Annotated in this window: 6 protein-coding genes and 2 pseudogenes (1 of these 8 cut by a window edge); 4 read left to right on the forward strand and 4 right to left on the reverse strand. The window is 68.2% G+C overall.

All coding sequences use genetic code 11. From position 1 onward, the window contains the following. Window positions 1–94: 94 nt before the first annotated feature. The 3 genes and pseudogenes from ACWPN3_RS12140 to ACWPN3_RS12150 form a co-directional block, all read right to left on the reverse strand. The gene (locus ACWPN3_RS12140; RefSeq protein ID WP_492239734.1) at window positions 95–1,720 is read right to left on the reverse strand and encodes a fumarate hydratase; all 1,626 of its coding nucleotides are present in this window, start codon (window positions 1,718–1,720) and stop codon (window positions 95–97) included. Between the two features lie 258 nt (window positions 1,721–1,978). After that, window positions 1,979–5,290, reverse strand: a complete 3,312-nt coding sequence (locus ACWPN3_RS12145) for a Pls/PosA family non-ribosomal peptide synthetase (protein ID WP_492261438.1) — start codon at window positions 5,288–5,290, stop codon at window positions 1,979–1,981. A 112-nt stretch (window positions 5,291–5,402) separates the two neighbouring features. Continuing rightward, window positions 5,403–6,098 (reverse strand): annotated as a pseudogene (locus tag ACWPN3_RS12150) (AMP-binding protein); the annotation flags it as partial. 723 nt (window positions 6,099–6,821) lie between these two features. Here ACWPN3_RS12150 and ACWPN3_RS12155 point away from each other — a divergent pair. Together ACWPN3_RS12155 and ACWPN3_RS12160 are read left to right on the forward strand one after the other, a co-directional pair. Continuing rightward, window positions 6,822–7,601 carry an SDR family NAD(P)-dependent oxidoreductase gene (locus ACWPN3_RS12155; RefSeq protein WP_492239730.1) on the forward strand — a complete coding sequence of 260 codons (780 nt, stop codon included), beginning with the start codon at window positions 6,822–6,824 and terminating at the stop codon, window positions 7,599–7,601. 52 nt (window positions 7,602–7,653) lie between these two features. Continuing rightward, window positions 7,654–8,934, forward strand: a complete 1,281-nt coding sequence (locus ACWPN3_RS12160) for an MFS transporter (protein ID WP_492239729.1) — start codon at window positions 7,654–7,656, stop codon at window positions 8,932–8,934. A 7-nt stretch (window positions 8,935–8,941) separates the two neighbouring features. On the opposite strand, the gene ACWPN3_RS12165 is transcribed toward ACWPN3_RS12160, so the two are convergent. Beyond that, window positions 8,942–9,424 carry an Lrp/AsnC family transcriptional regulator gene (locus tag ACWPN3_RS12165; protein ID WP_109446087.1) on the reverse strand — a complete coding sequence of 161 codons (483 nt, stop codon included), beginning with the start codon at window positions 9,422–9,424 and terminating at the stop codon, window positions 8,942–8,944. A gap of 292 nt (window positions 9,425–9,716) precedes the next feature. On the opposite strand from ACWPN3_RS12165, the pseudogene ACWPN3_RS12170 reads away from it, so the two are divergent. Continuing rightward, window positions 9,717–10,169: pseudogene (locus tag ACWPN3_RS12170) on the forward strand (thiamine pyrophosphate-dependent enzyme); the annotation flags it as partial. A gap of 472 nt (window positions 10,170–10,641) precedes the next feature. Beyond that, on the forward strand, window positions 10,642–11,798 hold the 5' portion of the coding sequence (locus tag ACWPN3_RS12175; protein ID WP_492261439.1) for a transketolase-like TK C-terminal-containing protein. The gene runs 172 nt beyond the window's last position; the window shows 1,157 of its 1,329 coding nt (coding positions 1–1,157); the start codon lies at window positions 10,642–10,644; the stop codon falls past the right edge of the window.

The raw sequence follows: 11,798 nt of genomic DNA on the forward strand, positions 1-11,798 counted from the left end.
TAGGCGCCCCAGGTGCCATCCCGCAAGCGGGCAGGGAAAAGGGCGCGGTGCCTCCTGCAAGGCGCCGCGCCCCTTCACGTCCTGTCAGACAGGGTCAGGCGAGCTTCAACTCCTTGAAGAAGTCGTTGCCCTTGTCATCGACGATGATGAAGGCCGGGAAGTCCTCCACCTCGATGCGCCAGATGGCTTCCATGCCGAGTTCGGGATACTCGACGCACTCCACCTTCTTGATGCAGTCCTGGGCCAGACGGGCGGCGGCACCGCCGATGGAGCCGAGATAGAAGCCGCCATGCTGCTTGCAGGCCGCCGTCACTTCCGCACTGCGGTTGCCCTTGGCCAGCATGACCATGGAGCCGCCCGCCGCCTGGAACTGGTCGACGAAGCTGTCCATGCGGCCGGCTGTCGTCGGCCCGAAGGAGCCCGAGGCGTAGCCTTCCGGCGTCTTGGCCGGGCCGGCATAGTAGATCGGATGGTTCTTGAAATAGTCCGGCAGCGGCTCGCCGGCGTCCAGGCGGGCGCGCAGCTTGGCGTGGGCCAGATCGCGGGCGACGATCAGCGGGCCGGTCAGCGACAGGCGGGTGCGGATCGGATACTGGCTCAGCGTGGCGCGGATCTGTTCCATCGGCTGGTTCAGGTCGATCCTTACGACGTCGTCCGACAGATGCTCGTCACCGATCTCCGGCAGATACTGGGCCGGATCGGTCTCCAACTGCTCCAGGAAGATGCCGTCCTTGGTGATCTTGCCCACCGCCTGACGGTCGGCCGAGCAGGACACGCCGATGCCGATCGGCATCGAGGCGCCGTGGCGCGGCAGGCGGATGACGCGGACGTCGTGGCAGAAATACTTGCCGCCGAACTGGGCGCCGATGCCCATGTTCTGGGTCAGCTTGTGGACCTCGGCCTCCATCGCCAGATCGCGGAAGGCGTGCGCGTCCTCGCCGCCCTCGGTCGGCAGATTGTCGAGATAGCGGGCCGAGGCCAGCTTCACCGTCTTCAGGTTCTGCTCCGCCGACAGGCCGCCGATGACGATGGCGAGGTGGTAGGGCGGGCAGGCCGAGGTGCCGAGATAGCGGATCTTGTCTTCCAGGAACTTCAGCAGCCGGTCGGGCGCCAGAACCGACGGGGTGGCCTGATGCAGGAAGGTCTTGTTGGCCGACCCGCCACCCTTGGCCATGAACAGGAACTTGTAATAGTCCTCGCCCTCGGAATAGATGTCGATCTGCGCCGGCAGGTTGTTGCGGGTGTTCTTCTCCTCATACATGGAGATCGGCGCAAGCTGGCTGTAGCGCAGGTTGCGCTTCAGGTAGGCGTCGCGGGCCCCTTCCGACAGGGCGGTCTCGTCACCGCCCTTGGTCCAGACGCGGCGGCCCTTCTTGCCCATGATGATGGCGGTGCCGGTGTCCTGGCACATCGGCAGGGTGCCGGCGGCGGCGATGTTGGCGTTCTTCAGCAGGTCGAGCGCCACGAAACGGTCGTTGGCCGACGCTTCCCCATCGTCCAGGATCTTGGCGAGCTGGGCCAGATGGCCCGGCCGCAGCAGATGGTTGATGTCGGAGAAGGCAGCCTCGGCCAGCAGGCGCAGACCTTCCGGCTCGACCTTCAGGATCTGCTCGCCGTCGAACTCGACGACCGAGACGTGATCCGAGGTCAGCTTGCGGTAGGTCGTGTCGTCCTTGGCGAGCGGAAACAGGCCGCGGGCTGAGGCGATGTCGTCGGGCATTGGGGCGTTCCTTCATGACGATCCAACGGCCGCCGTTCGCCTCCGCAGGGCACAAGGCCCGGCCGTGCGCGCGAAGGGGGCAGGCCGCGCTCGGCCCCCCTTATACACCGCTCCCGCGCGGAGACAACCACCGGCAGGAGTAACAGCGCGCGACGGTTTGTCGTCAGATGACTGAAGGGCCGAAGACAGGCAAAAGAAAAGGCCGGTACACCGCAATGGTAATACCAGCCTTTTCTTCCACTCACTGACGCCGGCTGTTTACGCCGCCGCCCTCACCCGCTTGTCGACCGCCGCATGGGCCTGCGGTGCCGGTTCGGCCGGGGCGCCCACCCACTCGCCGTGGGCGGGGATTTCCTCGCCCTTCATCACAAGCGTCAGCGGGCCCAGGCGGGCGAAGTCGCCGACATGGGTGTCATAGAGCACCGTGGCGCCGGCCCCGACGGTGACGCCGGTCCCGACCGACACCCGGCCGACCTTCATCACACGGTCCTCGTACAGGTGGGTCTGCAAGGCCGACAGGGCGTTGATCGCGCTATAGTCGCCGACCGACACGCAGTCGAACTCGGTGATGTCGGTGGTGTCCATGTAGACGCCCTGGCCGAACTTGGTGCCGAACAGGCGCAGCACCCAGGGCAGCATCGGCGTGCCGCGCAGATGGTCGAGCAGGACCTTGCCGGCCAGACCCCAGTACAGCACGGCAACCGCCTCGGTCCGCATGGCCCACCAGGACCACATCGGCTTCATGGTCGGGGCGTAGCGGCCCATCAGCAGCCATTTCACCAGCGCCACCACCAGCACCATCGCCACAGGGATGGCGACGCTGACCGCCAGGAACTGCCAGGCGAAGGCGCCCCAGCGCTGGTCGAGAATGGCGGGGGCGAAGAACTCCACCGCGAAGGTGCCGAAGGTGATGAACAGCATCGACGGCATCGACAGGCTGAACGCCTCGAACACGGCGCGTCCCAGACGGCGGGCGCGCGACGGCTCGAAGGTCCAGTTGGCCGACACGTTGTCGAACTTCTGGCGCACCGGCAGCTTGATCGGCGGGCTGCCGAACCAAGTGTCGCCGGCTTGCATCTCGGCGTTCGCCGGCGGCTTGGACTTGATGCCGATCAGCGTGCCGGTGGGGATGGAGGCGCCCGGCGGCACCACGGCGTCGTTGCCGACGAACACGCGGGCCTCGGTCTTCACCGGTTGCAGATGCATCCAGCCGCGGCGGATGTCCTCGTCGCCCAGCACCACCTCGTCGGCGATGAAGCATTTCTCGCCGATCTCCACCAGATCGTAGCGGCCGGCGAGGTTGGTCGAGATCTCGGCGTCGCGGCCGATCTTGGCACCCATCAGGCGGTACCAGGCCCGCATGTAGACGGTGGCGTACAGCGAGCTGAGGGTTTCCAGCATCACCTCGGTCGCCAGCGCCACGACCCATTTGCGGACGTAGAACCAGCTGTGGACCGAGTAGGAGCCGGCCTCCACCTTCGGCAGCACGATCCAGCGCATGGCGGCGATCAGCAGCACGGTGAAGGCCACCAGGAACATGGCGGTCGGCCATGCGATGGCGGGGACATAGTAGAGGTAGTTGACCTTGAACACCCCGCCCATCCAGGCGTCGAGCTTGTCGAACAGGTAGAAGGCCGGGAAGATCGGGATCAGCGCCACCGGCGGCAGGCCGACCAGGGCGACCAGATAGATCAGCGTCTGGGCGGCGCGCTTGACGATGCCGGCGCGCGGCTCCTCGGGAAGGGCGGCGCGGTCGACGGTGCCGACCTTGCGGGCGGGCGAACCGTCCCACTGCTCGTAATCGCCGGTGTGGGTGCCGGCGGCGAGCGCGGTCAGGTCGGCCAGCTCGGTGCTCTTGCCGACGACGGCATCATGGCCGATGACGCAGGAAGTGCCGATATAGGCGTCGTCGCCGATCTCGATGGTGCCGATCACCAGCTCGTTGCCGATCACCTCGGCATTGGCCATCTTCACCTTGCCGCCGGTCGAGGCGCCGCGGCCGATGCTGACCAGATCGATGGCGCCGGATTCGAACTCGCCGATCATCGCATCGGCGCCGACCTTGGCGCCGAGCGCGCGCAGGAGCAGCCGCATCACCGGCGACCCCTGGAACCATTTCAGGTGGACCAGCGCGATGAAGCGCTGGGCCAGCCACCAGCGGTAATAATAGACGCCCCACAGCGGGTAGCGGCCCGGCTTGGTCCGGCCGATGATCAGCCATTTCGCCGCGACGGCGATGGCGACGGTGGCGATGTTGATGACGACGTAGACGCCGAACATCGTGGTGATTTCGCCGAGGATCCCGGCATCCTCGCCCGACAGCAGCATGTAGCTGACGAACACGCCAAGCCACTGCACCGTCATCAGCGCCAGGATGATCGGCAACGCCGCGGCCTGGGCCAGGCCGCACAGCAGCCGGCGGGCCAGCGGCGGCGGATCGAAGGACAGGTCGGCCGGCTTGGCGCCGTGACCCGCCGGAGCCTTGGCATCGAGCCGTTCGGCCATCGCCCGCAGCGTGCGGGCGCCATAGACGTCCTGGAGGGTCAGGCCGGACAGCCCGGCGGTCTCGCGCACCGCCGAAACGAAGCGCGCCGCCAGCAGCGAATGGCCGCCCAGGTCGAGGAAGAAGTCGGCCTCCAGCGGGATCGACTGGCCGGGGAAGACACGGCGGGCGGCCTCCAGCAGCGTCGCCTCGGTCGGGCTGCGCGGCTCCTCCTGCTCACCCGCACCGGCATCCTCGGTCAGGGCCATCGCCTGGAGCGTCTTGCGGTCGGCCTTGCCGGAGGTCAGGCGCGGCAGTTCCGCCACCTGCTCGTAGTGCGCGGGCACCATGTAGGCGGGCAGCTGCGCCCGCAGCGCGTCGCGCAGCGCCGTCTTGTCGAGGGAGGCGCCGGGCTGCGCGACCAGGAAGGCGACCAGACGGTCCAGCCCGTTGTCGGTACGCAGGACCACCGTGGCCTGGGCGACGCCGGCCAAGTCGGTCAGCTTCGCCTCGATCTCGCCCAGCTCCAGCCGGAAGCCGCGGATCTTCACCTGATCGTCGATGCGGCCATGGAAACGCAGGTTGCCGTCGGCATCGACGCTGACCGCGTCGCCGGAGCGGTAGAGCAGGGGATCCGGATGTGGGCTTGGCGTACCGGAGCGGAACGGGTTGGCGATGAACTTCTCCGCCGTCAGCTCCGGCCGGCCGAGATAGCCCTGGGCGACGCCGGGGCCGCCGATCAGCAGCTCGCCCTGGGTGCCGGGGGCCACCGGCTGCAACGCCTCGTCCACCACATAGCAGGTGTAGTTGGGGATCGGGCGGCCGATGGTGACGGGGGTGTCGGGATGAACCTCGGCCACCGTGGCGACGACGGTCGCCTCGGTCGGGCCGTAGCTGTTGAACAGGCGCCGGCCCGGCCGGCACCAGCGCGACGCCACGGCCGGCGGGCAGGCCTCACCGCCCAGGATGACGACGCGCAACGAGGGAATGTCCTTCGGCAGCATCGCCAGCAGGGTGGGGACGGTGTCCAGCACAGTGACGCCGGCCTCGGTCAGCACGTCGGCCAGCCGGTCGGCCTCGTCCAGCACTTGGCGGCTGGCGACCCACAGGGTGGCGCCGGCCAGATAGGGGACGAAGATTCTCTTCCAGCGACAGGTCGAAGGCCACCGACGCGCCCTGGAACGCCACATCGTCGGCGGTGATGCCGTAGACGCTGTTGGCGGCGCGCAGGTAATGGCAGATGTTGCGGTGGCTGATGACGATGCCCTTGGGCTTGCCGGTCGAGCCCGAGGTGTAGATGGCGTAGGCCGGGCTGTCCGGCGTCACCCCGTCGGCCCGCAGGTCGAACGGCTCCTCGCTGTCGCTCAGCACATCGCCGATGCGCAGGACCTGGACATCGGCGCCGCTTGCCGCCAGCGTCGCCGCCTTGGTGCCGGTCACCAGATCGATCAGGATCGCCGGGGCGGCGCAGTCGGTCAGGCTGACCGCCACGCGCTCCGCCGGGGCATCGGCGTCGAAGGGCAGATAGGCCGCACCGGCCTTCAGGATGCCCAGCAGCGCCACATGCAGGTCGAGCGACCGCGCCATCCACAGCCCGACGAAGCAGCCAGGGCCGATCCCGCGCGCCCGCAGGCCGCGGGCGACCCGGTTGGCGCGCGCATCCAACTCGGCATAGGTGACGCGCCGGCCTTCATAGACGATGGCCGTACGGTCCGGATGCGCCGCAGCGGTCGCCTGCGGAATGTCGGACAGCAGTTCGTCGCGCAGAAGGGACGGGTCGACCCGGCCGCTCAGCGTCGGGACCGTCGGAGTTGCGGTCCACGGAGCGGAGATCGTCGATTGACCGGCCGGGGAAACATCGGTCGGGCCGTTGGCCCGCGCAGTCAGCAGAGTCACGCTGTGTCAGCCTTCCAAAAGGAATCAGCGCGGTGGCGCCAAACGGACCCGATCGGCATACGGTCCCGGCGGTCGGCTGAACGCGGCAATCGGCCGCTCTCAAGTTGTGGCGCTTTATGGTTAACGAATGCTTGCTGCTCGGCTTGCCGGCACCCGTACCGATGGGAGATGACAAGTCTTGGGCTGCCCAAGCGCTGCGAAAGCAACATTCGCCCAACCGAAAGAAAGTGGAAGACCCGACTGCGCCGGATACATGCGGTTACATGAACGGGCATGGTCGCGCCTTCATGATCCGTTGCGCGGCAAGGGTCAAGCTTATCCTTGTGAACCTGAATCGAAGGGTAGGGTCCTGTGTCGGGGCCATCACATGCCCTGCCGAAGGACCCGCGGACCGGTGATTTGCGGCGTGGTGGATGCCATGCGCAGTTCCGGTTGCCGCTGTTGGGCGGCGTCGCAACCAAGACCAGAATAAGCCTCCCGACTGGGTGGGCGTTCACGGTCCGTCGCCGCCTGTTCCCGCGGTTCCCGTCCGTTCCGCGCAGATGTGGTGTCGATTGCGGCGTTGCGCCATTCGGGCGGCGCATGGCTGGGGCTCCGGGAAACCGGGCTCGTCCGTCGTTTTCATTATGGACATCATCAAAATCAAAATTGATTATGATCGTCATCAATGGCGCCCGGCACCGGCCGGCGCGCACAAGCCGGACCTAAAGACAGGAGAGGGCCATGAGCGCTGCGATGAACACGACCGGTGCGGACATGAGCGGGCGGGTCGCCCTGGTCACCGGCGGCACGTCGGGGATCGGGCGGACGACGGCGCTGGCCTTTGCCGGTGCGGGGGCGACGGTGATCGTCACCGGCCGGCGCGAGGCGGAGGGGCTGGAGACGGTGGAGCTGATCGGCCGGGCCGGCGGCATAGGCCAGTTCGTGGCCGCCGATGTGGCCGACGGGGCGGAGGTCGCCGCCCTCTTCGAGCGGATCGAGCGCGACCACGGCCGCCTCGACGCTGCCTTCAACAATGCCGGCATCCATCAGGTCGCTCCCGTCACCGATATGGACGAGGCCGACTTCGACCGCGTCCTGACCGTCAATGTGAAGGGCGTCTGGCTTTGCCTGAAGCATGAACTGGCGATCATGCGCCGTCAGGGCCGCGGCGCGGTCGTGAACACCGGGTCGGTGCTCGGGCAAATCGGCATGGCCGGCAACGCCGCCTATTCCGCCAGCAAGGCGGCGGTGGAGGGGCTGACCCGCACCGCGGCCATCGAGGTCGCGTCCTTCGGCGTGCGTGTCAACGCCGTCTGCCCGGCGATCATCCAGACGCCGATGACCCAGGCGTCCTTCGGCGGTGCCGAGCAAGTGGAGGCGGTGATGGGGCCGCGCCATCCCGTCGGCCGTGTCGGCCGTCCGGAAGAGGTCGCCGCGGCGGTGCTCTGGCTCTGCTCCGACGCCGCCGGCTTCGTCACCGGCCAGTCGATCAACATCGACGGCGGCGTGACCGCTCAATAACCGGCTCCACCAACAGGGCCCATAGCAAGCCAGTCCCCGGAGACCCCAGCCGATGCTGTCCACCCCCCTCGCCGCCGCCCTGGCGCGGCGCGACATCCATTATGCCTGGGTCGTCGTCGCCGTCACCTTCCTGTCCATGCTGGTGTCGGCCGGGGCGGTCGGCGCGCCCGGCGTCCTGCTGCTGCCGCTCCAACGGGAGTTCGGCTGGGACACCGCCGACATCTCCACCGCCATGGCGATCCGCCTGCTGCTGTTCGGGCTGATGGGGCCCTTCGCCGCCGCGATGATCAACCGCTTCGGCGTCCGCCGCATGGTGCTCTCCTCGCTGACGCTGGTCGGCGGCGGGCTGCTGGCTTCGCTGGCGATGCGGGAGGTGTGGCAACTGATCCTGCTGTGGGGGTTCGTCGTCGGCTTCGGCACCGGCCTGACCGCCATGGTGCTGGGCGCCACCATCGCCACCCGCTGGTTCGTCGCCCGCCGCGGGCTGGTGATCGGGCTGCTGACAGCCAGCTCGGCCACCGGGCAGCTGGTCTTCATGCCGCTGCTGTCGATGCTGACGGAGGCCTATGGCTGGCGCACCGCCATCGCCCTGCTGTGCGGTCTCATCGCCGTGGCCGCCCTGGCGATGCTGGCGCTGATGCGGGACCGCCCTGCCGACCTCGGCCTGCCCGCCTTTGGCGAGGTCGGGGCCGCGGCTCCTGCCGCCCCGGCCGGCGCCATCCTGTCGGCCGCGCTGGGAGCGTTGCGCGACGCCGCGGGGACGCGGGCCTTCTGGGTTCTGTTCGCGACCTTCTTCATCTGTGGTGCCAGCACCAACGGCCTGATACAGACCCACCTGATCCCGCTCTGCGTCGATTTCAGCGTGCCGGAGGTGCAGGCCGCCGGCCTTCTGGCCCTGATGGGCATCTTCGACTTCGTCGGCACCGTCGGGTCGGGCTGGCTGTCCGACCGCTACGACAACCGCTGGCTCCTGGTCTGGTATTACGGCCTGCGCGGTCTGTCGCTGCTCTATCTGCCCTATTCGGACTTCACCCTCTACGGCCTGTCGGTCTTCGCCGTCTTCTATGGGCTGGACTGGATCGCCACCGTCCCGCCGACCGTGCGCCTCACCGCGGAGCGCTTCGGCCGGGAACGCGCCAATCTGGTCTTCGGCTGGATTTTCGCCGGCCACCAGCTGGGCGCCGCCACGGCGGCCTTCGGCGCCGGCCTGTCGCGCACCGCGTTGCAGACTTATCTGCCGGCCTTCGCCACCGCAGGCGCGCTGTGCCTGCTCGCGGCGGTGCTGGTTCCGCTGGTCGGCAGCCGTGCCAAGCCGGTTGCGGCAGCGGACTGATGCGGCCTCATTCCCCCAGATGCTCCAGCGGCAGGGCGGTGCGGTAGCGCACCTGTTTCAAGGCGAAGCTGGAGCGGATGTTGGCGACGCCGGGGATGCGGGTCAGGTGCTCCTTCAGGAACCGCTCATAGCTGGCGAGGTCCGGCACCACCACCCGCAGCAGGTAATCGGCGTCGCCGGTCATCAGGTAGCATTCCAGCACCTCCGGCCGTGCCATCACCGCCGCCTCGAACCCATCCAGCCGCGCCTCGACCTGCCGTTCCAGGCTGACGCTGACGAAGATGTTGACCGGCAGGTCGACGGAGGCCGGATCGACCAGCGCGACATAGCGGGCGATCACGCCCGCATCCTCCAGCGCCTTGACCCGGCGCAGGCAGGGGGAGGGCGACAGGCCGACCCGCTCCGCCAGTTCGTTGTTGGGCAGCCGGCCGTCTTGCTGAAGGGCGGACAGAATCTTGCGGTCGATGCGGTCGAGGGGCTGTTTTGGCATGAGATGCCGTTTCCCGTTTTATCCTGGCATCCGATGCTAAAGCGCAACCGCGACCGCCGCCACTTCGCAAGCATCTGCCGGATCACAAATGATAGGCTGCTCCAATCATAAACCTGCGTTTGGGAGCAGAACCATGACCGCGAACCAGCCGTCCCCCGCCGATCTCGCCTGCCTGGCGGAGCTGGAGCGCAAGGTCCTCTGGCTTGCGTCCTGGACCATCCACAACGCCAACCATGTCCGCCCCAACCTGGACGGGATGAAGATCGGCGGCCACCAGGCCTCCAGCGCCTCGATGGCGACCATCCTGACGGCGCTCTATTTCTCGGCCCTGCGGCCCGAGGACCGGGTGGCGGTGAAGCCCCACGCCAGCCCGATCTTCCACGCCATCCAGTATCTGCTGGGCAACCAGACGCGGGGGAAGTTGGAGAATTTCCGCGGCTACAAGGGCGCCCAGTCCTACCCGTCCCGTACCAAGGACGTGGACGATGTCGATTTCTCCACCGGTTCGGTCGGGCTGGGGGTGGCGCAGACCCTCTTCGCCTCGCTGGTCCAGGATTATCTGAAGGCCAAGGGCTGGGCGCCCGGCCTGCCGGAAGGCCGCATGGTCTCGCTGGTCGGCGACGCCGAGATGGACGAAGGCAACATCTTCGAAGCCCTGCAGGAGGGCTGGAAGCACGGCGTGCGCAACACCTGGTGGATCGTCGACTACAACCGCCAGAGCCTGGATGCGGTGATCCGCGAAGGGCTGTGGGAGCGGCTGGAGAACATCTTCCGCGCCTTCGGCTGGGACGTGGTGATCCTGAAATACGGAACCCTGATGCAGGAGGCGTTCACGGAACCCGGCGGCGAGCGGCTGCGCCACTGGATCGACAGCTGTCCGAACCAGCTCTATTCGGCCCTGACCTATCAGGGTGGAGCGGCATGGCGCCGTCGCCTGATGGACGATCTGGGCGACCAGGGCGACGTCACCCGCCTGATCGAGCGCCGCAACGACGAGGAGCTGGCCCGGCTGATGGGCAATCTCGGCGGCCATGACCTGCCGTCGCTGCTGGAGGCCTTCGCCCGGGCCCGCACCCATGACCGGCCGGTCTGCTTCATCGCTTACACCGTCAAGGGCTTCGGTCTGCCGCTGGCCGGTCACAAGGACAACCATTCCGGCCTGCTGACCCGCGAGCAGATGGACGGCTTCCGCACCGCCAACAGGGTCCGCGAGGGTCGTGAATGGGACCGCTTCGAGGGACTTCTCGCTGCCGGACTCCGCCCTGGAGGATTTCCTGCGCCGCGTTCCCTTCGCACAGAAGGGCCGCCGCCGCTACGAGGCACCGGCGGTCGCCGTGCCGGCCGCGCTGGCGGTGCCGACGCAGAAGAGCCTGTCGACCCAGGCCGCCTTCGGCCTGACCCTGAACGAGATCGGACGGGAGCGCTCGCCGCTGGCCGAGCGCATCGTCACCACGGCTCCCGACGTCACCGTGTCCACCAACCTCGGGGCCTGGGTGAACCGGCGCGGGCTGTTCGCCAAGAGCGAGCTGGCCGACCTGTTCAAGAAGGAGCGCATCCCCTCCACCTACAGCTGGGAATTCTCGCCGAAGGGCCAGCATCTGGAGCTGGGCATCGCCGAATCCAACCTGTTCATCCTGCTGGCGGCGCTCGGCCTGTCGCACAGCCTGTTCGGGGAGCGGCTGCTGCCGATCGGCACCGTCTACGACCCCTTCATCATGCGCGGCGCCGACCAGTTGAACTACGCCTGCTACCAGGATGCCCGCTTCATGCTGGTGGCGACCCCGTCCGGCATCACGCTGGCGCCGGAGGGCGGGGCGCACCAGTCCATCGCCACGCCGCTGATCGGCATGGCCCAGGATGGGCTGGCCTATTTCGAGCCGGCCTTCGCCGATGAACTGGCGGTGGTGATGCGCTGGGCCTTCGACTACATGCAGCGGGACGGGGAGGGCGCCCCCGGCGAACGCAACTGGCTGCGCGACGAGACCGGTGGTTCGGTCTATCTGCGCCTGTCGTCCCGCGCGCTGGAGCAGCCGACCCGGGCGATGGACGAGGACCTCGCCCATGACATCGTCGATGGCGCCTATTGGCTGCGCAAGCCGGGGCCGAACGCCCAGGTGGTGATCGCCTACACCGGGGCAGTGGCGCCAGAGGCCATCGGCGCCGTCGGCATGCTGGGAGAGGACCGGCGCGACGTCGGGCTGCTGGCGGTGACCTCCGCCGACCGGCTGCATGCCGGCTGGAGTGCGGCCCAGCGGGCGCGCGAGCGCGGTCTCGGCCATGCCCGAGGCCATATCGAGCGGCTGCTGGAGGGGGTGCCGCCCCATTGCGCGCTGGTGACGGTGGTCGATGGTCATCCGACGACGCTGGGCTGGCT

The organism is Azospirillum sp. UENF 111221 (genome assembly GCF_058780625.1).